19 protein-coding genes and 3 tRNA genes are annotated in these 25,653 nt (G+C 69.5%); 16 read left to right on the top strand and 6 right to left on the bottom strand.

The features are described 5' to 3' along the window. Window positions 1-12: 12 nt before the first annotated feature. Both H9X80_RS05270 and H9X80_RS05265 read left to right on the top strand, forming a co-directional pair. Window positions 13-546, top strand: coding sequence for a glucose PTS transporter subunit IIA (locus H9X80_RS05270; RefSeq protein ID WP_204793291.1), 534 nt, complete (start codon window positions 13-15; stop codon window positions 544-546). Then, complete coding sequence (locus H9X80_RS05265) at window positions 543-1,214, top strand: IMPACT family protein (protein WP_204793290.1); 672 nt, start codon at window positions 543-545, stop codon at window positions 1,212-1,214. The genes H9X80_RS05270 and H9X80_RS05265 overlap by 4 nt, the downstream gene beginning before the upstream one ends. Before the next feature lie 555 nt (window positions 1,215-1,769). On the opposite strand, the gene H9X80_RS05260 is transcribed toward H9X80_RS05265, so the two are convergent. Both H9X80_RS05260 and H9X80_RS05255 read right to left on the bottom strand, forming a co-directional pair. Further along, window positions 1,770-3,221, bottom strand: a complete 1,452-nt coding sequence (locus H9X80_RS05260) for an aminopeptidase C (RefSeq protein ID WP_204793289.1) — start codon at window positions 3,219-3,221, stop codon at window positions 1,770-1,772. A gap of 10 nt (window positions 3,222-3,231) precedes the next feature. Further along, window positions 3,232-4,590, bottom strand: coding sequence for an aminopeptidase C (locus H9X80_RS05255; RefSeq protein WP_204793288.1), 1,359 nt, complete (start codon window positions 4,588-4,590; stop codon window positions 3,232-3,234). 179 nt (window positions 4,591-4,769) lie between these two features. Here H9X80_RS05255 and H9X80_RS05250 point away from each other — a divergent pair, with 179 nt between their 5' ends. The 9 genes from H9X80_RS05250 (at window position 4,770) to H9X80_RS05210 (ending at window position 11,047) form a co-directional block, all read left to right on the top strand. Continuing rightward, entirely contained in the window at window positions 4,770-6,170 is a 1,401-nt protein-coding gene (locus tag H9X80_RS05250; RefSeq protein WP_204793287.1) for a CCA tRNA nucleotidyltransferase, read from the top strand. 234 nt (window positions 6,171-6,404) lie between these two features. Then, window positions 6,405-6,478 (top strand) — tRNA-Gln (locus H9X80_RS05245). Window positions 6,479-6,501: 23 nt separating this feature from the next. Further along, window positions 6,502-6,578, top strand: a tRNA-Glu gene (locus H9X80_RS05240). 3 nt (window positions 6,579-6,581) lie between these two features. Beyond that, window positions 6,582-6,658, top strand: a tRNA-Glu gene (locus H9X80_RS05235). Between the two features lie 326 nt (window positions 6,659-6,984). Then, window positions 6,985-7,716 (top strand): amino acid ABC transporter ATP-binding protein, encoded by a 732-nt coding sequence (locus H9X80_RS05230; protein WP_275100698.1) that lies wholly within the window; start codon window positions 6,985-6,987, stop codon window positions 7,714-7,716. 98 nt (window positions 7,717-7,814) lie between these two features. Next, a complete protein-coding gene (locus H9X80_RS05225; RefSeq protein ID WP_204793286.1) occupies window positions 7,815-8,678 on the top strand; it encodes a transporter substrate-binding domain-containing protein in 864 nt (287 codons plus the stop codon). A gap of 148 nt (window positions 8,679-8,826) precedes the next feature. Continuing rightward, window positions 8,827-9,573 carry an amino acid ABC transporter permease gene (locus tag H9X80_RS05220; protein ID WP_204793285.1) on the top strand — a complete coding sequence of 249 codons (747 nt, stop codon included), beginning with the start codon at window positions 8,827-8,829 and terminating at the stop codon, window positions 9,571-9,573. Window positions 9,574-9,577: 4 nt separating this feature from the next. After that, a complete protein-coding gene (locus H9X80_RS05215; RefSeq protein WP_204793284.1) occupies window positions 9,578-10,225 on the top strand; it encodes an amino acid ABC transporter permease in 648 nt (215 codons plus the stop codon). Between the two features lie 129 nt (window positions 10,226-10,354). Further along, window positions 10,355-11,047 carry an AAA family ATPase gene (locus H9X80_RS05210; RefSeq protein WP_239471669.1) on the top strand — a complete coding sequence of 231 codons (693 nt, stop codon included), beginning with the start codon at window positions 10,355-10,357 and terminating at the stop codon, window positions 11,045-11,047. A gap of 472 nt (window positions 11,048-11,519) precedes the next feature. On the opposite strand, the gene sdaAA is transcribed toward H9X80_RS05210, so the two are convergent. Beyond that, complete coding sequence (sdaAA, locus tag H9X80_RS05205; protein ID WP_204793283.1) at window positions 11,520-13,121, bottom strand: L-serine ammonia-lyase, iron-sulfur-dependent, subunit alpha; 1,602 nt, start codon at window positions 13,119-13,121, stop codon at window positions 11,520-11,522. A gap of 371 nt (window positions 13,122-13,492) precedes the next feature. Between sdaAA and H9X80_RS05200 the strand changes: the two genes are divergently transcribed. From H9X80_RS05200 to pcp, 3 genes are all read left to right on the top strand, one after another. Next, window positions 13,493-14,272, top strand: coding sequence for a DUF969 domain-containing protein (locus H9X80_RS05200; protein ID WP_204793282.1), 780 nt, complete (start codon window positions 13,493-13,495; stop codon window positions 14,270-14,272). Between the two features lie 2 nt (window positions 14,273-14,274). Further along, window positions 14,275-15,234 carry a DUF979 domain-containing protein gene (locus H9X80_RS05195; protein ID WP_204793281.1) on the top strand — a complete coding sequence of 320 codons (960 nt, stop codon included), beginning with the start codon at window positions 14,275-14,277 and terminating at the stop codon, window positions 15,232-15,234. 184 nt (window positions 15,235-15,418) lie between these two features. Further along, the gene (pcp, locus tag H9X80_RS05190) at window positions 15,419-16,063 is read left to right on the top strand and encodes a pyroglutamyl-peptidase I (protein ID WP_204793280.1); all 645 of its coding nucleotides are present in this window, start codon (window positions 15,419-15,421) and stop codon (window positions 16,061-16,063) included. A 452-nt stretch (window positions 16,064-16,515) separates the two neighbouring features. Here pcp and gltX read toward each other — a convergent pair whose 3' ends face one another. From gltX to H9X80_RS05175, 3 genes are all read right to left on the bottom strand, one after another. Further along, window positions 16,516-17,994 (bottom strand): glutamate--tRNA ligase, encoded by a 1,479-nt coding sequence (gene gltX, locus H9X80_RS05185; RefSeq protein WP_204793279.1) that lies wholly within the window; start codon window positions 17,992-17,994, stop codon window positions 16,516-16,518. 380 nt (window positions 17,995-18,374) lie between these two features. Continuing rightward, window positions 18,375-20,603, bottom strand: coding sequence for a YhgE/Pip domain-containing protein (locus H9X80_RS05180; RefSeq protein WP_204793278.1), 2,229 nt, complete (start codon window positions 20,601-20,603; stop codon window positions 18,375-18,377). After that, window positions 20,600-23,206, bottom strand: a complete 2,607-nt coding sequence (locus H9X80_RS05175) for a YhgE/Pip domain-containing protein (RefSeq protein ID WP_204793277.1) — start codon at window positions 23,204-23,206, stop codon at window positions 20,600-20,602. The genes H9X80_RS05180 and H9X80_RS05175 overlap by 4 nt, the downstream gene beginning before the upstream one ends. 180 nt (window positions 23,207-23,386) lie before the next feature. On the opposite strand from H9X80_RS05175, the gene H9X80_RS05170 reads away from it, so the two are divergent. Further along, complete coding sequence (locus tag H9X80_RS05170) at window positions 23,387-24,016, top strand: TetR/AcrR family transcriptional regulator (RefSeq protein WP_204793276.1); 630 nt, start codon at window positions 23,387-23,389, stop codon at window positions 24,014-24,016. Between the two features lie 175 nt (window positions 24,017-24,191). Next, the gene (gene metK / locus H9X80_RS05165; protein WP_204793275.1) at window positions 24,192-25,478 is read left to right on the top strand and encodes a methionine adenosyltransferase; all 1,287 of its coding nucleotides are present in this window, start codon (window positions 24,192-24,194) and stop codon (window positions 25,476-25,478) included. Window positions 25,479-25,653 lie beyond the last annotated feature (175 nt).

The following is a 25,653-nucleotide window of genomic DNA, read 5'->3' as shown; positions in this document are numbered from 1 at the left end:
AAGGTTGGTCTTGTGGGTCTTCTCGAAAAGCTGAACCCCCTGCGCCGCACGGCAGTCCCCGAGCCGGCGCGCGTGTGCGAGGGGGATCCCCAGGTTATCTGCGCTCCGGTCTCGGGACAGGTGGTGTCGCTCGAGGAGGTCGGCGACCCCGCCTTCTCCCAGGGCATGCTCGGGTGCGGGCTGGGCATCCGCCCGGAGGAGGGCGTCGTGTTCTCGCCGGTTTCCGGCACCGTTGCCGCCGACGTCGAGACAAAGCACGCGCTGCTCATCCGTGCCGACAGCGGCGTGGAGGTGCTGCTTCACGTGGGGCTCGACAGCGTGAGCCTTGGCGGGACCGGTTTCCGGGCCTTCGCGCACAAGGGAGACCGCGTGCACGCGGGACAGCCGCTGATCGAGTTCGACCGAAGGCTCATGAGAGAGCGCGGGCTGGACGACACCGTGCTGGTCACGGTGACCAACGCCGGGGACCTCTCGCACGTGGAGGAGAGCGCCCCGGCCGGCGACGAGGTGGCTGCCGGTGCCGTGGTGATGAGGGCGCGGCGATGACGGGTGCAACCGCCCCCGCCGACAGGGGCGCGCAGGGCTCCTACCTCACGCTGCGCGCGGGCGTCGAGGTCGCCGGCGAGTTCGAGGACCGGCGTAGCCGCTTCATCGCGCAGCTCGCGCACGTGGGGAGCGAGGCGGAGGCCGAGGCGTTTCTTGCCGCCGTTCGTGCGTGCCACCATGACGCACGCCACAACGTCCCCGCCTGGATCCTTGCCGACGGCCGCGAGCGCTGCTCCGACGACGGCGAGCCCAGCCGCACCTCCGGGATGCCGGTGCTCGAGGTCCTGCGCGGCGCGGGGCTGGCCGACGTCTGCTGCGTGGTGACGCGCTACTTCGGCGGCACGCTCCTCGGGCCGGGCGGGCTCGTGCGCGCCTACACCGCCGCGGCCCAGGAGGCGGTGGCGGCGGCCCAGTGGGAGGGCTCCGTCGTCGAGATGACGCTCGTGGTGCCGGTGACGGTGCAGCTGCCCTACGCGCTCTACGAGCGGATTCGTCGGATGTGCCTAGACGCGGGCGGCAAGGTGGCCGACGCGCTCTTTGCGGAGGACGTGCAGCTGAGCTGCGTGTTTCGCGCCGGCGACGAGGGGCCGTTTCTGGCGGCGGTCCGCGAGCTCGCGGCGGGCGAGGAGCTCGCGCGCGCCGGAGAGCCGCGCTTCGCGGAGTTCTAGCGACGGTCCGGCGCGGCGGCCCGGCCCGGCGGTCCGGGTCCCGGCGATCCGGCTCGGCGGTCCGGGTCCCGGCGATCCGGCCTCGGCTCGCCCGAAGTCACGCCTTGAGCCGAAAGAACGTGACTTCGAGTGAGCTGCGAGGAGCCAGCTCGCGCTTTGTCACGCCTTGAGCCGAAAAAGCGTGACTTCGAGTGAGCTGCGAGGAACCAGCTCGCGCTTTGTCACGCCTTGAGCCGAAAAAGCGTGACTTCAGACGAGTCATACCACCTCACCTCGCTCATAGTCACATTTTGAACCGGAGGAGTGTGACTTCGAGCGAGCCGCAGGAAGCAACCTCGTTCAAAATCACGTTTTAGACGAGAAGAGCGTGACTTCAGACGAGCCATGACGTCTCAGCTCGCCCGAAGTCACGTTTTGAACCAGCAAAGCGTGACTTCTGGCGAGAAGAACGTGTCGCCCGCCAGCCGGCGCTCCGAGGGCGGGGCACAAAAAGGCGGCCGCCGCGTAGGTGAAGCGCGGCGGCCGCCCGGAAGAGCGCCAATCTGCCTTGTCGAGCTAGTCGCGCGGGGCCAGGGCGGCGCCCACCTCGGTCCAGGGGTCGACCTCCTCGACCTCGGCGTTGTCCCAGAGCTCGAGGTACTCGGCCGGCACGAACTCGCGCCTTACCACGACCTCGCCGCCGTAGGTGCGGTACCAGTCGGCGCTGGCCACGAGGTAACCGTTCTTGCAGCTGTCCTCGCCCCAGCTGTTCTCGATGCGCCAGGCCACGGGCCGCCCGTCGGCGCCGAGCTCCACGCCTTGGAAGGTCATGGCGTGAGTGTTGCACGTCTCGTGGGAGTCGATCATGTCCACGCGGCTCATGGAGAGGTCGACGCCAAAGAGGCCCTCGTAGTCCATCGTGTCGCAGGCCAGCACGCCGGGGAAGTCCTCGATCTTGCGCGGGAACTGCTGGCTCACGTCGCAGGCCATCTCGCAGGGCACGCCGGCCTTGAGCGACGCCACGGCCGCGTCCTCGAGCACCTCGAACGGCACGTTCAGGAACTTCACGGGCGTGCCGCCGGCCATCGTGTCGGAGAAGCGACGGTGGTAGACGTGGCCGAACGGGCGGCTCGCGCCCGGGATGTGCTCGAGCTGCACGTAGTCGGACGGGTCGAACGGCACGTAGCGCTCGGCGAACTCGCGCGGGGTGATGCCGCGGTCCACGAGCAGGCGGCGCGGCGCGTCCTGCTCGCAGGCGGCGCGGTCGTCGCCGGTCTGCTCCACGAGGCGCGTGGCCTCGATGCGGCAGTTCTTGCCCACCGGAATCTCCACGTCGATGGTGAGCGGCGGCTCACCGAGGCACACGGACAGGACGTGGTGGCAGTCGACGACCATGCCCTCCTTGGCGGCGCGCAGCTCGTCGGTGCCCGCGCCGCGCTCGGCCATGTGGCGCAGCTCCATCGCGCTCTTGCGGAAGAGACGCTGGAGCTGGGCGTTCATCTGGTCGGAGTCCTTGGAGCAGGCGTTCTCCGGCATGGCGTCCTTGGGCACGAGGCCCCACTTGCGGATGATGTTCATCGCGGCGGGATAGTAGTTGCCGTCACCCATGCAGTGGCCGAGCAGGCCCGCCACCTCGCGCGAGTCGATCGGCAGCGCGGCGGTCTCGATGACGTACTCAAGCCCCACGTTGAACTTCTCGAGCTTGTCGTAGAAGTAGCCGAAGACCTGGGAGAACTCGAAGTCGTCGACGTCGAGCAGGTCCATCGTGGCGGCGCGGGCCACGTTGAAGGCGGAGAACATCCAGCAGCGGCCGGAGTGGCGCTGGTTGGTGACCTTGCCGGTGCGCACGCGGGAGACACCGAAGGTGTCGTGGTAGGTGCGCAGGGTCGAGACGTTGCGCGCGGCGGCGTGCACGTTCATCGAGGTCACGGCGTTTCTCGCCACGCGGTTGGCGCGGTCGGCCGAGAAGGAGCGGGTGAGCTCGTCGGCGGTTGCCGGCGCGATGGCGCCGGCGGTGTAGTCGGTCATGCGGCCCTCCTTAGCGCACGCGGGCGAGCGAGCCCATCGGGTCCCAGGGGGCCAGCACGCGGGCCTCCTCGGTCTCGTAGGTGGCGCGCTCCTCGTCCGTCAGGTACTTCTTGTCAACGACGATCTGGTAGACGTACTCGTCGAACCACGGGTCGGAGAGGGTGTCGAAGCCGTCGCGACCGTGGTCGGCGCCCCAGCTGTTCTCGACCTTCCAGAGCGTGGGGTGGCCCTCGGCGTCAAGGTCGACGCCCTCGAGGACCATCGCGTGGGTCATGAGGGACTCGCCGTAGTCCAGGCGCTCGGCGCGGTCGAGGCAGCCCTCCACGGGGAAGCCGAACAGCGCGTCGACGTCGAGCGCGGCGGTGTCCATGATGCCCTCCTCGCGGACGTAGCTCTGGCCCACGTCGCAGCCGAACCACACGGGCAGGTCGTCGCGCAGCTGCGCCACGGCGCACTCCTTGAGGCGCTCGATCGGGAGGTTGAGGTAGCGCACGCCGCCGTCCTCCACCACGTTGCCCAGGCGGCTCACGGTGTAGGTGTGGCCGAAGGGCTTGTCGGCGGTGGGGGCGGAGATGAGGCTCACGTAGTCGTCCACGTTCATGCCGACGGCGGTCTTAAAGAACTCCTGCGGCGTGAAGGTGCCGGAGAGCACGAGCTTGTCGTCCTTGTCGCGCAGGCGCACCTCGAAGGACGCCGGCGGCTCGCCGAGGCAGGTTACGAGGAGGTGATAGACGTCGCCCATCATCTCCTTCTTCATGGCGCCGAGGTCCTCCGCGCCCACGCCGGCCTGGGCGCTCTCGCGCAGGCGACGCGCGGCGCCGCGCAGGTAGCGGGTGAGGTAGGAGTCCATCTCGCCGGTGCTCCGGGAGCAGGCGGTCTCGGGCATGGCCTCCTTGGGCGCCACGCCGTACTTCTTGACGAGGCTCTTGAACATGTCCCACTGCCCGCCGTCGCCGATGGGGTCGCGCAGCAGGTAGCTCACGAGGCGCCCGTCGAGCGGCTCCTCGAGCGTGTCCAGGATGTTCTCGAGGAACCAGTTGCTCTTCTCGAGCTTGTCCCAGAACAGCGGGTAGCACTGGCTGAGCTCGAAGGTCTTGAGGTTGTACTTCTTGATCGTGCGGTAGCGCATGGTGTTCAGGCTCGCGAACATCCAACAGCGGCCGGAGCGCTCCTGGTTGCAGCGCTTGCCCTGGCTGACCTCAATGTCGAAGGTCAGGGCGTTTTTGGCCACGCCCTCCGGCACGCGCGCGGCGGCGCGGACGCCGTTTGAGCTGACGGCGTTTTTGGCCACGACGTTGGCGCGCTCGGCGAAGAAGTCGGCGCGGGCGGCGGCGAGGTCGTCGGCGGTAACGGACCTCATCTCGTCCATGGGGATACCTCCTGTCTGGTGGCTTTCTCGAACGCGTCTGAGGATAGCACTCGGCCCGGACAGAAGTTCGGTGGAGAGGACGCGCGTGATGGGCCGGGCTCCGCCCGCCTGGTTTGGGGCTCGAGCGCGCGTGTTAGAATCGGACGACTGGCGAGAAGAACGGCCGGAGGGAGGCTCGCATGGACGCAGACGCCACGGTCACGGAGCGCCTCGCGCGCGAGCTTCCCGGCTACGCGCGCCGGGTGCTCGAGGCGCTGGAGGCGGCTGGCTTCGAGGCGTGGGTCGTCGGCGGCTGGGTGCGCGACGCCCTGCTCGGCCGACCGGGCCACGACGTTGACGTGACCACCTCGGCCCCCTGGCAGCAGACGGCCCGCGTGCTGCGCTCGGCCGGCATCGAGGTGCACGAGACGGGCACGGCGCACGGCACGGTCACGGCCGTGGTGGCAGGCCAGCCCGTGGAGACCACCACCTACCGCGTGGAGGGCGGCTACAGCGACCTGCGCCACCCTGACGAGGTGCGCTTTGTGACCGACGTGCGCGAGGACCTGGCCCGGCGCGACTTTACCGTCAACGCGATGGCCTTCCACCCCATACGCGGCCTGCTCGACCCGTTTGGCGGCGAGAAGGACCTGGCGGCGCGCGTCATCCGCGCGGTGGGAGACCCCGACCGGCGCTTCGGCGAGGACGCCCTGCGCGTGCTCAGGGCGGTGCGCTTTGCCTGCCGGTTGGACGCGCGGATCGAGCCGGCCACGCAGGCGGCGCTCCGGCGGTGCGCGGGCGGGCTCTCGGCCATCGCGAGTGAGCGGGTCGGCCAGGAGCTTGACGGGATCCTTGCCACGGGACGCACGGCGTGGGCGCTGCGCCACGAGTTCGCCGTGATGGCGGCCGCGGTGCCGGAGCTCGCGCCGATGGAGGGCTTCGACCAGAAGAGCCCCTACCACGCCTACGACGTGCTCGAGCACACGGCGCGCGTCTGCGCGGCGGTCGAGGAGTTCTCCGGCGGCGCGCCCCTGCCCACGCTGAGGTGGGCGGCGCTGCTGCACGACGTGGCCAAGCCGGCCTGCTGGAGCGAGGACGTCTCCGGGCGCGGCCACTTCTTCGGCCACCCCGAGGCCGGCGCGCGCGTGGCGCGCTCCGTGATGGGCCGCCTGGCGCTGCCCGGCGAGGTGACGCGCGCCACCACGGCGCTCGTGCGCCTGCATGACTTCGAGATCTCGCCGACGCGCCGCTCCATGCGGCGGATGCTCGCCGAGCTGGAGCGCCTTGCCCCGGGACAGGCGCGCCCGCTGGCGTTTGCGCTGCTGGACCTCAAGCGCTCGGACGCCGTGGCCAAGGCGCCACGGTGCATGGGCTACGCCGCCGACCTGGATGCGATGACCTCCGCCCTGCGCGCCGAGCTCGGGTCCGGCGGGGCGTGGCGCGTGAGGGACCTGGCCGTGACCGGCGCCGACGTGATGCGCGAGCGCGGGATCGAGCCAGGGCCGGGCGTGGGGATGGTGCTCGCGCAGCTGCTCGAGGCCGTCATGGACGACGAGCTGCCCAACGAGCGCGAGGCGCTTCTCGCCTGGCTGCGCTGGTAGGGGAAAGGGACGCGTCACCTGGCGGGGTGTGACCTGACAGGGGGCGTCCCGTGCGGTACCGGCCGGCGTGGCTCAGCCGGCCTGTGCGGCGTCGGCCTGGCCGCTGCGGGTCCTTCTCGCCGTGGGGCGGGCCTGAGGGGGCTTCGCAAAACTTCTCCACAATTCTCGGTTGCACGGGAGAGGGGAATCCCGTATAGTACTTCTTCGCGCTGAGAGGCGCTCGAAGTGGCAAATTGGGACTTCGTCTAGTGGTAGGACAGCGGATTCTGGTTCCGTCAACGGGAGTTCGACTCTCTCAGTCCCAGCCATTTGCCCACTCAATCGCATATGTGGCCCGTTCGTCTAGCGGTTCAGGACGCCGCCCTCTCAAGGCGGAGATCACCAGTTCGAATCTGGTACGGGCTACCATTTGGCCCGTTCGTCTAGCGGTTCAGGACGCCGCCCTCTCAAGGCGGAGATCACCAGTTCGAATCTGGTACGGGCTACCAAACGTCGCTCCCGGGTTCCGTACGGACCCGGGTTTTTTTTGCGCCCGCCGCGCGCGGTACCGGCCCGGCGTCGTGCCCCGATGCAGCCCCGCGCCGCCCGTCCGCGGGTCCGCAGTCCCGTCTCCCGAAGATGGCGGGACGGTAAAAGGGCGGTTTCGCCCCGGTTTCGTCGCAGGTTGCGTGTTTCCGGTCGGGACCCGTTTGTATCCCCTCGGTATCAAGAATGACTGTGAATGGGTGCCATGAGCTAGAGTCAAAAGCCGTTACTCGCGCCGCGGCCGCCGCTGGCGCACAAGCCTGCACGGCCGAAGGGGAGGTAGCGCCACATGGCCGACATGATCGAAATCAAGGGCCTCAACAAGTACTTCGGGGACCTTCACGTACTCAAGGACATCAACCTCACGGTTGCCGCCGGCGAGAAGGTCGTCATCATCGGGCCCTCGGGGTCGGGCAAGTCCACGCTCATCCGATGCGTCAACTACCTCGAGGAGCCCACCTCGGGCACCGTCTCCATCGACGGCACGCAGCTCACGCGCAAGAACCACCTGGAGATGGCCCGCAAGTACTCCTCGATGGTGTTCCAGCAGTTCAACCTCTATCCCAACATGACGGTGCTCGGCAACCTCACGCTCGCCCCGATCAAGCTCCAGAAGAAGTCCAAGGAGGAGGCCAACGCGACCGCCATGGCGGCGCTCAAGCGCGTCGGCCTGGCCGAGAAGGCCGGTGAGTACCCGCAGAACCTCTCCGGCGGCCAGCAGCAGCGCGTCGCCATCGCGCGCGCCATGTGCACCAAGCAGCCGATCATCCTCTTTGACGAGCCCACCTCCGCCCTCGACCCGGAGATGATTCAGGAGGTGCTCGACGTCATGATCGAGCTCGCGCAGGAGAACATCACGATGATCTGCGTGACCCACGAGATGGGATTTGCCCGTCAGGTGGCCGACCGCGTGGTCTTCATGGAGGACGGGCGCATCCTCGAGGTGGGCACGCCCGAGCACTTCTTCGAGAACCCGGAGAACCCGCGCTGCCGGGAGTTCCTCAACAAGATTCTGCACTAGCCAAAAGCCTGCGCATTTCCGGGCCGCCGCGCGCGGGCCGGTGAGCGAGCCCGTCCCCTGGCGGGCGATAAGCAGATACCGACGAAAGGGGTATCACCATGAAGGACATGACTCGTCGCCAGTTCCTCGGCGCCTTTGGCGCCCTGGCCTCCGTTGCCGGCCTCGGCCTCGTTGGCTGCAGCGACTCCGGCTCCGGCGAGGGCGGCTCCGACGACTCCGGCTCCAAGCTCGCTGCCATCAAGGACCGCGGCAAGCTCGCCTGCGGCGTCAAGCAGGACGTCCTGGGCTACGGCTTCCTCAACACCGAGACCAACCAGTACGAGGGCCTGGAGATCGACCTCTGCTACCAGCTCGCGGCCGCCGTCCTCGACGTCACCTACGACGAGGCCAAGGAGCAGGGCCTCTGCGAGTTCACGGCCGTCACGCCCAAGACGCGCGGCCCGCTCATCGACAACGACACCCTCGACGTCATCGTCGCCACCTACACCATCACCCCGGAGCGCCAGGAGGACTACGACTTCTCGACCCCGTACCGCACCGACTCGGTGGGCATCATGGTCATGAAGAGCTCCGGCATCACCTCGATGGCGGACCTCGACGGCAAGATCATCGGCGTCTCCCAGGGCTCCACGACCAAGGACGCCGTGACCCAGATGCTCTCCGATCAGGAGATCAGCGCCACGCCGACCTTCCAGGAGTACCCGGACTACCCGTCGATCAACTCGGCCCTCGAGTCCGGCAACGTCGACGCCTTTGCCATGGACCGCTCGACGCTCAACACCTACATGAACGACCAGAAGGAGCTCGTCCAGCCCGAGATCGAGTTCGGCACGCAGGAGTACGGCGTGGCCACCAAGAAGGGCTCCGACCTCAGCGCCGTGGTGGACGACACCGTCAACGAGCTCCTCGACAACGGCTGGATGGACGAGGAGATCCAGACCTGGCTCGGCGCCAGCGCGTAGGCTTTCCAGCACACGGAGCCCCGGCCCCTCGCTTGCGGCGGGCCGGGGCTGCTGCCGGGCTCTTGCATGCCCCGGCGGTCAGGCGCGGCCCGGGCACGACGTGCGGGCCGCGGCGAGGTAGGACACACGTCATTCGGGAGGGGCACGCATGCTCGACGGCTTGTTCGACGCCCGGCGATGGACCATAACGCTTGACAGCATGGGGCCGTTTTGGGACGGCTTCCTCTTCACGCTGCAGGTCGTCGTCGTGGGCCTGGTCATATCGCTGGTGCTGGGGACGATCCTCGGCGTCTTCTCCACGACGCGCTCGCGCGTGCTGCGCGCCGTGAGCCGCGTGTACGTGGAGTTCTTCCAGAACACGCCCCTGCCCGTGCAGGTCTTCTTCTACTACATGGCGGGCCCGCGCGTCCTCCAGGCGCTCACGGGCGCCCCGAGCCCGGTGCGCATCTCGTCGTTCGTGATCGGCGCGGTGGGTGTGGGCCTCTACCACGCGGCCTACGTCTCCGAGGTCATCCGCACCGGCATCGAGAGCGTCCCCCGCGGCCAGATGGAGGCGGCCCGCAGCCAGGGCTTCACGCGTCCGCAGGCCTACGCGTACATCATCCTGCCGCAGACCTTCAAGGTGATCCTGCCCCCGCTCTGCAACCAGGCGCTCAACCTCGTCAAGAACACGTCGGTCCTGGCCCTCATCGCCGGCGGCGACCTCATGTACAACGCCGACAACTTCGTGTCGACCTACGGCTACCTGCAGGGCTACATCATGGCGTGCGTGCTGTACTTCATCATCTGCTTCCCGCTGGCCCTTCTCGTCCAGTACCTGGAGAAGCGAGCCAAGCGCAAGCCGCGTGCCAAGGTCATCCCCGGCATCACCCCCGAGCCCGTGAAGGAGGCGTAGACTCATGGAGATCTTTACCCAGGCCAACGTCACCTTCATCCTGGCGGGCTTCGTCAAGACGCTTGAGATCTCTGCCCTGGCCATCGTGTTCTCGATCATCCTGGGCACCGTCCTGGCCATGGTCAAGCAGTTCTGCCGGGGGAGGCTCAGCATCTTCCGCTGGATCGTCTCGGGCTACATCGAGCTCTTCCGCTGCACGCCGAACCTGCTGTGGATCCTCTTCATCTACTTCACGGTCAAGGGCTCCGACGTCTTCGTCTCGGTGCTGGCGTTCACGATCTTCACCTCCGCGGTCATTGCCGAGATCGTCCGCGGCGGCTTCAACTCGATTCCCAAGAGCCAGTTCGAGGCCGCGCAGAGCCAGGGCTTCGGGTTCTTCTCGACGATGCGCTACGTCATCCTGCCGCAGACCTTCCGCACCATCATCCCTGCGCTCTTCAGCCAGTGCACCACGGTCATCAAGGACTCCTCGTACCTCGCGGGCATCAACGTCGCCGAGTTCATGTTCTCGGCCAAGGTCGTGATGGGCTACACCACCAACCTCAACCAGGTGCTCCTGCTGTACGGCTTCGTGTTCCTGCTGTACTTTGCGCTGAACTTCGGCATCTCGCTTCTGGTGCGCGCCTACCAGCGCCGTCTGGTGGCGGCGTAGGGGAGCGGTTCGCCCGTTCTTCTCGCCTGTCGTGTCCGTCTGGTGCGCCCCGTCCGCCCGCCGCGCCCGTCCGGCGCGCCCCGCGTTCGTCCGCCGAGTCCCGTCCGCCCCAACCCAAAGGGAGGATCCATGACCATGCAGCCCACAGCCCCCGAAGGCGCGCCCGCCGGCAGCGCCGCCCCGGAGCCCTCCGAGACGCAGGCCCCCGCCCGCATCGACCCGGTGGTCATCACCATCGCGCGCGACTTCGGCGCCGAGGGCCACGAGATTGGCAAGATGCTCTCCGTGCGCCTCGGCATCCCCCTCTACGACAACGAGATCCTGGTCCGCGCGGCGCTGCGCGGGGGCGCCACCGTCGATGACCTCGCCGCCTACGACGAGCGCCCGGCGGCCGAGGCGGGCGCCTTCCTGCCCGACCGCGTGGACGCGCGCACCCGCTCAGACGAGCTCTTCGACGCCGTGGCGCGCGTGATCACCGACCTTGGCAACTCACGCAGCTGCATCATCGTGGGGCGTCTCTCGGAGTACATCCTGCGCGGCAACCCCAACCTGGTCTCCGTGCTCGTGACGGCGCCCTTCGAGGACCGCGTGGAGATCGTGCGCGCCAAGCGCGGGCTCACCAAGGCCAAGGGCGCGCGCCTCGTCAAGCAGCGCCAGCGCGAGCGCGAGGCGTTCTACAAGCGCTACTCCGCCGGCAAGTGCCTGCTTCACGACCACAAGAACCTCGTTGTGGACCGCTCGGCGTTCGGGCGCGAGGGCTGCTGCGAGATCATCGAGGCGGCGTACCGCGCCAAGCTCGAGGCCCTCGCCCGCCGCGGGTAGGGGGCGCCCTGGGGCTGCGTCTTGCCTGGCTGCGCGCCGCCTGCGGGCGGCTGCGCACCATTTCTGGACGGAATCCGGCTCCAGACCGTCCAACAACAGTGCGGCCTCCGGACCGCGCACCGTTTCTGGACGGAATCGGGCCACAGACCGTCCGAAAACGGTGCCCCCGGCCGGCCGCGTAGGTCACGTACCGTTTCCGGTCGAAATTGGGACGCAGACCGTCCGGAAACAGTGTTGACGATCGGCCGCGTAGGTCGCGCACCGTCTGCGGACGGAATTCGGCTCCAGACCGTCCAACAACAGTGCGGCCTCCGGACCGCGCACTGTTTCCGGACGAAACTAGTCAACAGACCGTCCGAAAACGGTGCCCGACGGTGCCCGACGTGGGACGACGTGCCCGATGTGAAACGTCGCAGCTCGACACGGCCCGCCCGGCGAGAAGAACCTCAGGCCCGCCGCGCCCGCGCCGAACCTACGCGCACCCGGCGCAGCGCGTGCAGGCCGCCCGCGCGCTCGGCGTGGCGGCAAGCCCGCCGGCCGCCGTCTCGCGCAGCGTGGCCGGCAGCGCGCGGCCCACCTCGGCCATCGCGCGGACCACCTCGTCAAACGGCACGAGCGACCTCACACCGGAGAGGGCGAGCTGGGCCGCGGAGAAGGCGGCCGCCACGCCGATGGCGTTTCTCGCCTGGCAGGGCACCTCCACGAGGCCGCCCACCGGGTCACACACGAGCCCCAGCAGGTTGGAGATCGCAAGGGAGGCCGCCGTCAGCGCCACCTCCGGCGTGCCGCCCAGAAGCTCCACGAGCGCCGCCGCGGCCATCGCCGACGCGCTGCCCACCTCTGCCTGGCAGCCGCCCTCGGCCCCGGCCACGCACGCGTGCGTCTGGATGTTGAGGCCCACCGCGGCGGCGCACCAGAGCGCCGACGCCACGTCCTTCTCGCCGGCGTCGACCGCGTCGGCCACGGCGAGCACGCAGCCCGGGACCACGCCCGCCGAGCCCGCCGTCGGTGCGGCCACGATCACGCCCATCGCCGCGGAGCGCTCGAGCACCGCCATCGCGCGGGCCACCGCCTGTGTCTGCACGTCCCCCATGAGCGGGCCCGCCCAGCGCGCGGCCCCCTCGCTCACGGCGCGCGCCTCGCCGCCGATGAAGCCGCCGAGCGAGCGCGCCGGCCGCTCGATGGGCTCGCTCGTCTCCGCGCGCATGACCTCGATCACCCGGCGCATGGACGCCTCGGCCGCCTCCCGGCCGGTGAGCCCGCGCTCGCGCAGCTCCATCACGCCGCCGATGGAGAGCCCGCGCTCGGCGCAGGCGGCAAGCAGCTGCGCCCCGTCGTCGAAGAGCTCCTCTGCCGTGACGCCGGGCGCCGCCGCCATGGAGCCCGGCACCCGGATGAAGGTGGCGAAGTTCACGTCGCGCAGGCGGCGCACCATCGGCAGCACGGAGTCGTCCGGCGCGCCGTCGGTCTCGAAGACGGAGTAGGCCTGGCCGCCCTGCTCGGTGCGGTAGGTGCGCAGGAAGGCGATGTTGACCTCGGCCATCGCGAGCAGGTGGGTGAGCGACGCCAGAAGTCCCGGCGCGTCGCGGTGCGCCACGAAGAGCGTGGTGTAGGCGCCGGTGATGTCCACGCCCACCCCGTCGATGCGGCTGATGCGCATCTTGCCGCCGCCGAGGCTCTCGCCGCGCACCTGGCAGCGGGCGCCGCCCTCGTCCTCCATGTCGATGTCCACGGTGTTGGGGTGGACGGAGGCGTCGTCGGGGGCGGTCGTGAAGGAGAAGTCCAGCCCGGCCTCGCGCGCCAGGTCAAAGGCGTCGCGGATCCGCTCGTCGTCGGTGTCGAGCCCGAGGATGCCCGCCACGAGCGCGCGATCGGTGCCGTGGCCGTGGTAGGTGTGGGCGAAGGAGTTCCACAGCGTGAAGCGCACGTGCACCACGCGCCCCTCCAGAAGCGAGGCCGCCACGCGCGCGCAGCGCAGGGCGCCGGCGGTGTGGGAGGAGGAGGGCCCCACCATCACGGGGCCGAGCACCTCGAAGGCCGAGGTGGTGGCGAGGGTCTGCGGCGTGGCTGACATGGGCGCTCCTTCGTGGGGCCGGCACGGAGCCGGCGGCGGGTCTTCAGGCCTAGCTTACGACAAGTGCGCCCGGGCGTGTGCAAGGGCCGCGTCAGCGCTGGCGAGAAGGACCTGCGGCAGCGGCTCGGTCCTCGCGAGAAGGACCTGCGGTGGCCGCTCGACTCCGGCGCGGCCGCACCAGTCGCCCGGCCCCCGGCCCCCGGGTTCTTCTTGCCGCCGCGTCGTCCGCCGCTCACCGCCAGCCGGTGGCATTGGTGCCGCCCATGTTTCCGTTTCCGCACGTTCCCTGGCGCCGCGGCGTCACTTGTATAGGATACCTACCTATTGTTGGGTTTTCAGGTAAGTGGGTTTTCAGGTAAGAAGGAGGACGAATGGATCCCGCAGAGCTTCTCAAGCTGCTGGGAATCGTCATCGTCGTGGTCGGGTTTGCGCTCAAGCTCGACTCGATCCTCATCATTATGGTGGCCGCCGTGGTGACCGCCGTGGTGGGGGGCATGGACCCGGTGTCGTTTCTCGATACCCTCGGCACGAGCTTCGTTTCCAACCGGAGCATGTGCATCTTCATCATGACGTTCGTGATCACGGGCACCCTCGAGCGAAACGGCCTGCGCCAGGCCGCCGCGGCGCTCATCCGCAAGCTCAAGAACGCCTCGGCCGGCATCATCGCGTCGGCCTACGGCGTGGTGCGTGTGATCTTCGCGGCCTTCAACGTCAACTTCGGTGGCGTGGCCGGCTTCGTCCGCCCCGTCATCATGCCGATGGAGCAGGCGGCCGTGGAGCGTGACGGCAAGAAGATCTCCGACAGGCACCTCGAGGAGCTCAAGGGCATCTCGGCCGGCATCGACAACGTGGCGTGGTTCTTCGGCCAGGTCCTCTTTGTGGGCGGCTCGGGCGGTCTGCTCGTGCAGGGCACGCTTGCCGGCCTCGGCTACGACGTGAGCCTCGTCGACCTTGCCGCGGTGCAGATCCCGGTGGCCGTGGTGGCCATGATTGTGGCGATCGTCTACTACAACGTGCTCGACCGGCGCCTCATGCGCAGGCGCACCAAGCTGGCGGGCGCGGGCGCCCCGGCGGACGGCGAGAAGGACGGCGCTGCCGCAGCGGCCGTCGACTCCTCCGCGCCCGCCGCGACCACGAAGGACGGTGAGTAGCCATGGCGGAGTTCATCCAGTTCTTCCAGAGCGCCGACGTGACGCTCTCCGATAAGCTGCTCGAGGTCGTCTACATCCTGATCGGCGTGGTGGCCATCTACGCGGGCCTGCGCAACCTGACGGACAAGACCAACGAGAAGCGCGTCGGCTCGGCCGTCTTCTGGTGCGTGCTCGGCCTGCTCTTCGTGGTGGGCCGCTGGATCCCGTCCACGTGGGTGGGCGTGCTCGTGGTGGTCATGGTCATCCCGGCGATCTTCCGTCAGGTCGGCCGCGGCACGGGCGGCGAGCCCACGCAGACCGAGATGCAGGCCAACTACGACAAGATCGGCATGAAGATCTTTGCCCCGGCCCTCTCCCTCGGCGTGATGGCGCTCATCTTCGCCCTGTTCACTAACATCAGCTCGCTCGTGGGCCTCACCTTCGGCGTGGTCGTGGGCGGCATCCTGCTCATGGTCTTCTCGCGCAAGAACAGCCCGCGCGTCTTCCTAGACGACTCCCGCCGCATGCTCGACACGGTGGGCCCGCTTTCCATGCTGCCGGTGCTGCTGGCGGCCCTTGGCTCCATCTTCACGGCGGCCGGCGTGGGCACGGTGATCTCCAACCTGGTCTCCAGCATCATCCCGGAGGGCAACGTCGTGGTGGGCATCATCGTCTACGCGATCGGCATGGCCGTCTTCACGATGGTCATGGGCAACGCCTACGGCGCCATCACGGTGATGACCGTGGGCATCGGCGCGCCGTTCGTGCTGGCCCTGGGCGCCGACCCGGCCCTCATCGGCTCGGTGGCGCTGACCTGCGGTTTCTGCGGCACGCTCATGACGCCGATGGCGGCCAACTTCAACATCGTGCCGGTGGCGATCCTTGAGATGAAGGACTCCTACGGCGTCATCAAGAAGCAGGTGCCCATCGCGCTCATCATGCTTGTGGTCCAGATTGTGTACATGATCGTCATGACGTTGTAGGGACGCGACGGGGCGGCGCCGGGTTTGCGGGCGTTGTTGGCCGCGGGCTTTGCGCCGTGATCTGCGGCTGGCTCGCGCCCGGTGCGCCGGGCCGTGGCTTGTCCCGCGCGCCCGGTGCGCCGTGGCCTGCGCCTGACCCGCACACCCGGCTCACCGCCCCGTCCGTCCCCGCGAGGAGGTTTCGATGAAGGTTCTGGTTACGGGCTTCGAGCCCTTCGGCGGTGCCACGATCAACCCGGCCTGGGAGGCCGTGAGCCGTCTGCCGCAGGAGATCGCGGGCGCCGAGGTGGCGCGCACGCAGATTCCGGTGGTCTTTGGCAAGGACGCCGCGGCCGTGGAGGCGGCCATCGACGCCGAGCGGCCCGACCTCGTGCTCTGTGTGGGCCAGGCGGGTGGTCGCAGCCACATCACGCCCGAGTTCGTGGGCATCAACTTCGCCAACGCGCGCATCCCGGACAACGAGGGCAACCAGCCGGTGGGCCGCCTGGAGCCCGAGGGCCCGGACGCCTACTTCGCCACGCTGCCCGTCTTTGCGATGGTCGACGCGGCGCGTGCGGCGGGGGTGCCCGCGGCCGTCTCTTACACGGCCGGCACGTACTGCTGCAACGAGGTGCTCTACGAGCTGATGCACATGCTCGCGACGCGCCACCCCGGCGTGCGCGGCGGCTTCGTCCACGTGCCCTACGCCACCGAGCAGACCGCCTCGATGGGCGAGGGCACGGCCTCGATGAGCGTCGACATGATGGTCGCGGGCCTCACGGCCATGCTCGAGGCCGCAGTCACGGGCGGAAACGAGCCGCTTGTGGCCGGCGAGGGCACCGAGCAGTAGGCTGCCCGACGGTTCTTCTCGCCTGGTGGTCGGTGGCTGGTGGCCGGCTGCGCACTGTTTCCGGACGGTCTGAGGGCTGATTTCGTCCGGAGACGGTGCGTAGGTCATGCGGCGTACTGTTCCAGGACGGTTTGGGATGTGGTTCCGACCGAAAACGGTGCGCAGCTCCCGCGTACCGTTTTCGGACGTTCTGGAGAATGGTTTCGTCCGGAGACGGTGCGTAGGTCTGATGACGCACCGTTTTAGGACGGTCCGGGACGTGTTTCCGTCCGGAGACGGTGCGCGGGTCTGGTGGCGCACTGTTTTAGGACGGTCCGGGACGTGTTTCCGTCCGAAAACAGTGCGCAGCCGAGAAGAACGCAGGGCCAAGAAGCACCTGACACAAAAAACGGCGCCGAGAAGAACCTGTGATCGTGGTTCTTCTCGGCGCCGCCTTGTTGCGGGTGCGCTGGCTACAGCGCCAGCTCGCGGCCGCGCGCCAGGCGTGCGAGGCAGTCCTCGCGGCCGACGAGCGCCATCGTCTCCCCGAGCGGCGGCGAGACCATGTTGCCGCAGACGGCCACGCGCACGGCCTGGAAGACCAGGCGCTTCTTCAGGTCGAGCCGCTCGGGCAGCTCCTCCAGCGCGGCGTCGATGCGCTCCGGGCGCCACTCGTCCTCGCCGAGCGCCCCCAGGGCCTCGCGCGCCGCGTCCACGACCGCGCCCATGCCCTCCTTGGCAAGGCCCTTGGCCACGGACTTCTCGTCATAGGCAAGCGTCGCGGCCGTGGCAAAGACGGGGGCCGCCACCTGTGCGGCGTCGGCCGGCATCTTGGTGCGCGGCCGGACGATCTGCGCGAGCGCGCGCCACCAGGCCGAGCCGTGGTCGCCGGCGTCCACGCCCGCGGCGGCAAGCGAGGGCAGCAGGATCTTCTCGCAGAACTCGTCGTCGGACATCGCGCGGACGTACTCGGCCTGGATCCAGTCGAGCTTCTTGGGGTCGAAGGTCGCTGGGTTCTTGGAGACGTGGTCGAGCGAGAACTCGCGCGCCAGCACGTCGCGCGGCACGATCGTGGTCTCGCCGTCGAGCGACCAGCCCAGCAGCGCCAGGTAGTTGACGAAGGCGTCGGAGAGGTAACCGGCGTCGCGGTACTCCTCCACGTTGGTGGCGCCGTGGCGCTTGGAGAGCTTCTTACCGTCGGCGCCCAGGATCATCGAGATGTGGGCAAAGGTGGGCACCGGTGCGCCGAGAGCCTCGTAGACGATGACCTGGCGCGGGGTGTTGGAGAGGTGGTCGTCACCGCGGATGACGTGGGTGATCTTCATGGCCGCGTCGTCCACGACGGTCGCGAAGTTGTAGGTGGGCGTGCCGTCGGAGCGGAAGATCACGAAGTCGTCGAGCTCGCGCGCGTTGAAGGTGACCTCGCCGTGCACCGCGTCGTGGACCACCACGTCGCCGCGGTCCTCGGGGACCTTGATGCGCAGGACGTAGGACTCGCCGGCGTCGATGCGCGCCTGGGCCTCCTCGCGGGAGAGGCCGCGGCAGCGGCGGTTGTAGCCCTGGAAGGGGTCCTTGCGCGCCTGCGCGGCCTCGCGGTCGGCCGCGAGCTGCTCGGGCGTGCAGAAGCACGGGTAGGCCTTGCCCTCGTCCCACAGACGCTGGGCGGCGGCGCGGTAGAGCTCGGCGCGCTCGGTCTGCTTGTAGGGGCCGTACGGTCCGCCCGCCTCGGGGCCCTCGTCCCAGTCAAGCCCCAGCCAGCGCATGGCGCGCAGGATGATCTGCGTGTTCTCCTCGGTGGAGCGAGTGGGGTCCGTGTCGTCGATGCGCAGGATGAAGGTGCCGTGGTTGGCGCGGGCAAAGGCCCAGTTGTAGATCGCGGTGCGCGCGCCGCCCACGTGGAGCTTGCCGGTGGGGGAGGGCGCAAAGCGCACGCGAACGGGGGTCTCGGACATGAGGTTCCTCTCGGTGGTTCTTATCGTCACATACGCACTTAGTATACAGCGCCGGCGAGAAGAACGGCGACGTCCCGACGATGTCTGCGCGGTGACGCGGTGAGCCCGGAATCGGCGGCGCCTGCGACGCACGGCGATGCGGTGAGCCTGGAATCGCCGGCGACTGCGACGGTGATGCCCGGTCGCGGCCCGTGATGAGCCTGGAATCCGTCGTGGTTGCGACGCGATCGCCCTGATTTCGTCGCAACCGCGGCCGATTTTGGGCTCGCGTCCGGCGAGTCCGTCGCAACCATGGCCGATTTTGGGCTCGCGCCCGGCGAGTTCGTCGCAACCGAGCGGGTTTCTCGGCTCCACCGGCACCGCGCGTCGCCCGCGCGGCCTCACATGAGGCGCGTGCGCTCCAGGCGGTGCTCAAACCACTCGTTCAGGCGGATCACGGGACGGCGCAGCACCAGGCCCAGGAGCAGCGCCGGCGCCAGGTAGGCGAGAAGAACGCCCAGCTCGCGCCAGAAGTCTCCGTCCCAGACTCCAAACATCGCCGCCCGCAGCGCCGCCTCGCTGTGCACAAACGGCAGCCACGAGTAGACCGCCTGGAACGGAGCGGGCAGCATCTCGGGCGGGAACGTGCCGCCCGAGCCGGCCACCTGGACCACCATGAGCACCACGGCAACGGCCTTGCCCACGTCGCCAAAGGACGCCGTGAGCGAGAAGATCAAGTTGACGTAGACGAGCGACGACGCCAGGCACGCAAGCAGCATGAGCCACGGGTGCTCGCACTGAACTCCCAGGTAGAAGAGGTCTCCGCCGCAGATGAGCGCCGCCTGGGCCAGCCCCACGACAACAAAGAGCGCAAGGCGTCCCACGTAGGCCTGCGCGTGCGAGCAGCCCGTCTCCTCGAGCGCGGCCTCGGAGGGCTTCGCGCGCACCAGCGCCGCGAGCACGACCCCGCCGATCCAGATGGCAAGCGTCGTGTAGAAGGGCGCCATGGCCGAGCCGTTGTTCTCAACGGGAAACACCGCCGTGCGCTCGACCGAGACCGGCGCCGCCACAAACTCGGCGAGCCCCTCCGGGCCAGACGCCAGAACCTCCCTCACTTGCCGCGCGTCGCCCGAGTCAAGCGCGGAGCGCAGCCGCTCGTGCAGGCCATCGAGCTTCTCGGCCGCCGCGTCCAGGCTGTCCGCGGTCTCGTCGAGGTCGTCGCGCGCCCCGGCGAGCCCGTCGCTCGCGTCCTTTGCCGCGGAGCCCACGGCCGCAAGGGTCCCGGCGAGGTTTCCCTCGATCGCGTCCGCCTGCTCGGCGGCCTCGGCCACCTGCCCAGCAAGGTTCCCGAGGCTGCCGCGCACCTCGTCGTCGTAGAGCTGCCCCGCGCCGCCCACCGCCGTGCGCGCCTCGTCCACGAGGCCCTTAAGCCGCTCGCGCGCCTCCTCGGCGTCCGCTGCCCCGGCGTCGAGGTCGCCCATCGTCCGGCCCAGCCCGTCAGAGAGGTCGCGCAGCTCAACGAGCGCCTGGTCAACGCGGTCGCGCAGACCGCCCACGCCCGCAATCGCGCTGCCGAGCCCCTCGCGCACGGGGCTGCCCTCGGGAAGCGTCCCCTCGAGCTCGCGCATGAGGTCGAGCTGCTCCCCAAGCGCGCCGTCCAGCCGCTCGAGTGCATCGATCTGCTCGCCCACGGCGTCCCGCGCGGCGGAGAGGCCCTTCTGAATCCTTGCCTCCTGCGCGCCCGCGACGTCGAGTGCGTCGTCTATCGCCGCGTCCACGCCGTCGAGCCCCGCGCCCGCGGACTCGAGCGCGCCGGCCACGGACGTCTCCGCGTCGTCTATCGCCGACCCGGTCCCCGCAAGGCCCGACGCCGTCTCGCCGAGCACCTCGCCGGCGTCCGCCGTGGGGGAGAGCGCTGCGTCGGCCACCCCCGCGCCGCTGCCCAGAAGCCCGCGCGTCGACTCGAGCAGGTCCGCGAAGTCCCTCACGGAGCCCGCCGTTCCGGAGAGCGCGTCGGCGGAGTCCGTCACCGCGGCGTCGAGGCGCGCCGCGAGGCCCGTCACCGCGTCGTCGTCGAGCGCGGAGCCCAGCTCCTTGAGGGCGCCCGCGCCAACGGCGCTCACCGCCTCGGCAAATCCGGAGTCGATCTGCGCCATCACGGCCGAGGACGCCTTGTCGGTGACAATGGTGGCGATGGCGTTTGCCTTCTCGTTCTGGTAGAAGCGCACCTCGGCACGGACGGGATCGGCGGAGAAGGTGGTCATCATGTCGCGCGAGAAGTCCGGCGGAATCACCACGGCCGCGTAGTACTCGCCCGAGCGCACGCCCTCGACGGCGTCGGCCTCCGAGGTGACCACGTACCCAATGGAGTCGGAACCCTGCAGCTCGGCCACCACGCGCTCGCCCATGTTGACGGTCAGGGGCACCAGCTCCCCGGAGTAGCCCTCGTCCTCGTTGGCAACGGCCACGCGGATGTTGCCCGTGTTGCCGTACGGGTCCCAGCTGCCCGCGATGTTGAACCACGCGTAGAAGGACGGCACGGCGACGATTCCCACAAAGACCACTAGTGCGATGGCGTTGGCCCGCACGTGACGCGCGTCGCGACGCACAAGCTCCCAGACCCCTCTCATCGCGCCTCGCCTCCCTTCTCGGCCCGCGCGGCGTCCTCGGCCAGCGCGACCAGCTCGTCTCTGTCCATCCGTGCCAGCCCGGCGCGCTCCGCCAGCCGCTCGTGCACGTACTCCAGCCAGATGAGGTACGCGCTCGCGGCAACCAGGGAGACCACCCACAGGCTCAGCAGCAACAGCTTTGCCGGATGGGCAAAGAGCAGGGCGAGAAGGGCCAGCGGCACGGCCAGCAGCGCCACGACGCCGCGCCGCACGCGGCGCGGGTACGCCAGCTCAAAGCGCGCGGCCCGTGCCAGGAACGCCTCGCGGTGGGCGGGGGAGGAGGCGAGCGCGTCCACCAGGAGCGCCAGGCGCCCGGCGTCCTTCTCGCCGTCACGCTCGGTCACAAGGAGGTCCGTCTGGGCCATCTTGCGGTCAAAGAGCGCGTTTGCCCCGAGGAGCCTCCTTCTGGCAACCACGCCCAGAAGCAGCGCGGGAACGGCAAAGAGCGCAAGGACGGCGAGGTCGCGCGCGTAGTTTGTGCCATAGAAGCCCGCCACCGCCTCGCGCATGGCGCCGATCCCGTAGGTGAAGGGGAGCCACGGCCCCAGCGCTCGGAAGAAGGCGGGCTGCATCTGGATGGGGTAGAGGCCGGACGCCCCGGGGATCTGCAGCACCACCAGCAGCACCGCGAGCGCCTTGCCAACGTGCTTGAGCGCCACGGCGAGCGAGTAGACCACGAGCACGTAGACCAGCGACGCCGCCATGCCCGCGAGCACAAACGCAACGGGGGAGACGCACTGGACGCCGAGTGCCAGGTCGCCCACGCAGCACGTCAGGGCCTGCACCTGGCCCAGGAGGGCGAGCAGGAGCCAGCGCCCAAAGAAGGCCTGCGTGGGCGTGACCTCGACGTCGCCCGATTCGTCGCCCAGGCCCTCGCGGTCCACCTCCAGCTTGTAGATGGCCACGAGCACGAAGCCGCCCACCCACAGCGCGAGGTTGGTGTAGAACGGCGCCACCCCGGAGCCGTAGTTGGCAACGGGGAACACCGGCTCGTCGACCATCTGGACCGGCGAGCCCAGCGCCGCGCCCGTGGAGGTGGGGTCGAGGGAGAGGACGTCGCCCATGGCGGGCAGGGCACGGGCGCTCTGCACGGCGGCGAGGTCGTCTGCCAGCGCGCCCATGCGATCGGCGGAGCCCCTCAGGGAGTCGGCGGTGTCCGCCAGGGTTGACTGGCTCTGGGCGAGAAGCGCGTCGAGCTGGGCCAACCCGGCGTCCGCCTGCTCGATCATCGGCACGAGCGAGCCGGTTCCGCCGGCAAGGCGACCGCCCGCGTCCGCGAGGGCGTCGAGCGCGGAGGAGAGCTCGGGCGCCGCGCCCGTGGCGAGGTCCGTTCGCAGGGCGTCGATCGAGCCCGTGCCCGCCTGGACGGCGTCGTTCACCGAGGTGGCGAGCCCGTCCACGCTCTTGGCCCCGTCGCTCACCTCGTTGCTTATCCCCTGGAGCTCGTCGAGGGCGGAGGCCTGTCCGCTGGCAAGCCCCTCGAGAAGCGACACCTGCTCGTCGAGCGCGGAGACCACCTGCTGCTGGAGGGCGCGCTGCGCGTCGTCGGCAGGCTCGAGGGAGGCGACCTCGTCGCGCGCCGCCCCGAGCGACTCCGCCATGCCCGTCACGTCGTCGTTTGCCGCCCGCAGGCGCGAGAGCGCCGCGTCGAGGCGCCCCTGCGCCCAGCCCACGTCCCCGGCGATGCGGCCGATGTCCTGGCTCGCCGTCGAGGACAGTCCGGAGATCGCGGAGGCGCCCTCGCCCAGCCTGTCGTCAAGGCCGCGGGCAAAGGAGCGCAGCCCCTCGCGCGCGCCGGCGAGCGACCCGAGCGCGGAGTCCATCGACGAGGCGAGCCCTCCCGCCGCGTCCGCCGTGGCGGAGAGCGTCTCACGCGCGCGGCCCACGGCCTCGCGGGCCGCATCCACGGTCCCGCCCGCGTCCTCGAGGGAGTCCGCCAGGTCGTCGAGGCGCCCCTGCGTGGCTCGGAGGCTCTTCAGCGCGGATGACCTCGCCCCGTCGACATCCCCCGCGGCGGACCCCACCGCGCCCTGGAGCCTCTGGGTGACGGTCTTACCGGCGAGCGACACAAACTGCCCGGCGATCTGGTCCTCGAGCGTGGTCGCCCCCGTGTCCGTCACCTTGGGCGCCACCGCGTTGGCCTTCTCGTTGACGTAGTAGCCAATGCAGGCCTGCGTGGGGTGGCCGTCCAGCACGCCCGCGAGGGTCGAGGTGAAGTCGGGCGGTATGACAAAGGCGGCGTAGTAGCGGCCGGCGCGGACGCCCTCGAGCGCCTCGTCCTGGTCCACGAAGGTCCACCCGAGCTGGTGGTTCTCCTCGAGCCTCTCCCTTACCATGTCGCCGGCGTTGACCTCTCCCATGCCGGGGACCTCGGCGCCTTTGTCCTCCACGACAACGGCCACGGGCACGGTGGAGGTGTTCTGGTACGGGTCCCAGTTGGCCAGGATGTTCACCCACGCGTAGAGCGCGGGGACGAGGCAGACCCCGACCGCAACCACCAGGGCGACGGGGCTTGACACCAGGCGCTTGAGGTCACGGCCGAGGATGCGCGCGATGGTTCTCATGAGAGCTCCCTTGAGCGAGACGTGTTACGCGTTCAATGGCTCAAGAGGTACCCCGCGGGGCGAGTTTTATTCAGGAGTCCAATAATTTTGAGTCAAGTTCAAAACAGTTGAACAGATGCTAAGATTGACGCGTTGGTACGACTGCGCCCCGCGGCGCGGCACGAGGGAACGGAGAAGGACATGGCGGCAAGGTCCGGCACGGCAACGCCCAAGAGCGCGGCCACGCGCGAGAAGATCATGGCGGCCGCGACCTCCCTCATGGCGGAGCGCGGCTCGGCGGACTTTCAGATGGCGGAGGTCTCCGCTCGCTGCAGCATGTCCAAGGGCTCGCTCTACTACTACTTCTCCGACCGCGCGGAGCTCGTTCGCGCGGTGCTGGACCGTGCGGTTGACGACCTGGTGGCGAGCGTCGAGAGGATCGTCTCCACGGCCCCCTCGGCGGCGGACTCCATCGCCGGCCTGCTCGACGCCCTCGCTGAGGCCACGCGCCCGGGAGGCCCGCTCATGCTTGCCGTTGCCGGGGCGGGCGCCGGCTCCGCTCCGGTCGAGGGGCCGCGCCTCGCGCGCATAGTGGACGTGCTGGAGGCCCAGATCGAGCGCGCAAAGGTGGAGGGGCTCGTGCGCCCCGAGGTCAACGCGCGCCTCGCCGCGGCGGCGGTCGCGGGTGCCTTCCTGGTCTTTGAGCGGGTGGACGTGCGGGCAACCGCCGAGGACGTCCTGGGTCTCGCGCTCTGCGGGACCGGGACCGATGCCGGGCGGAAGAGGTTTGCGGGCGCGGGCTCGACCGCGGCGGCAGGCCCTGACGTCTAGGCGACCGCCTCGCCGCTGCCTGCAGCCCGCCGTGCGCGGGCGAATGCGAGGGACTTTGTAGGGAATGGCCTTTGACCCGTTACGCGCAGCCGCAGCGGGTAGGATAAGAGGGCTTTGTCGCATGCCCGACGGAATGGTAACGGCCGTCGGGGAAACCGCCTAAGGAGTGACTCACATGCAAGACACCTCTCGTTCCACCAGCGCCACGCCCCGCAGCTACCTCTTCACCTCCGAGAGCGTGACGGAGGGCCACCCGGACAAGATCTGCGACCAGATCTCCGACGCCATCCTCGACGCCCTTCTCGCCAAGGAGGCGGAGCTCGAGGCCAAGGGGTACGTCTCGCCCTCGGGCGTGCCCGCCAGCGTCGACAACGTGCGCTGCGCGTGCGAGACCTTCGTCACCACCGGCACCGTGATCGTGGCCGGCGAGATCCGCACCGAGGCCTACGTCGACGTCCAGAAGATCGCGCGCGAGGTCATCCGCCGCATCGGCTACGACCGCGCCAAGTACGGCTTCGACTGCGACACCTGCGGCGTGCTCAATCTCATCCACGAGCAGAGCCCGGACATCGCCGCCGGCGTCGACGAGTCCTACGACGCGCAGGCCGGCCGTACCACCGACCCGCTCGACCTCGTGGGCGCGGGCGACCAGGGCATGATGTTCGGCTACGCCACGGACGAGACCGACGTCCTCATGCCCATGCCGCACTACCTGGCGAGCCGCATGGCCGAGCGCCTGGCGCAGGTGCGCAAGGACGGCACGGTGCCGTACCTGCGGCCGGACGGCAAGACCCAGGTGACCGTGCGCTACGAGGACGGCCGCCCCGTCGAGGTCACGGCCGTGGTGGTCTCCACGCAGCACGCCGAGGACGTGGAGGACATGTCCCAGGTGCGCGCGGACATGACCCGCCACGTGATTGCGCCGGTGCTCGACGCGGCGGGCATCAAGTGGGACAAGGCGGACATCTATGTGAACCCCACCGGGCGCTTCGTGGTGGGCGGCCCCATGGGCGACACCGGACTTACCGGCCGCAAGATCATCGTGGACACCTACGGCGGCATGGGTCGCCACGGCGGCGGCTGCTTCTCCGGCAAGGACTGCACCAAGGTGGACCGTTCGGCCGCCTACGCCGCGCGCTGGGTGGCCAAGAACGTGGTGGCCGCGGGCCTCGCGCACCGCTGCGAGATCGAGCTGGCCTACGCCATCGGCGTCTCCCACCCGCTCTCAATCATGGTTGATACCTTCGGCACGGGCACGGTGCCGGACTCCGTGATCGAGGCCGCCGTGGAGCGCGTCTTCGACCTGCGCCCGGGCGCCATCATCCGCGACCTGCGCCTGCGCCGCCCCATCTTCGAGAAGACCGCCGCCTACGGCCACTTTGGTCGCGAGGACCCGGACTTCACCTGGGAGGCCACCGACCGCGTGGACGAGCTGCGCGCCGCGGTGGATGAGCTCCGGTAGGGGAGCCCTTACAGCCGGGTGCGCGCCCGGCGCCCACAGACACCAAGGGGCCGAGAAGAACCTGCAGTCGCGGGTCCTTCTCGGCCCTTCTTCGTGCCCGCCAGGCCATGCTGGCACATGACGGCGCCGACCCGTCCGCGACGTCCTTGCGCCCCGATTGTGTGGCGTTAACAAA

It is taken from the genome of Olsenella profusa (assembly GCF_016900315.1).
GTDB lineage: Bacteria > Actinomycetota > Coriobacteriia > Coriobacteriales > Atopobiaceae > Thermophilibacter > Thermophilibacter profusus_A.
Note: the sequence above shows the minus strand (reverse complement) of the source record. Positions and strands in the feature narration are given on the sequence as shown.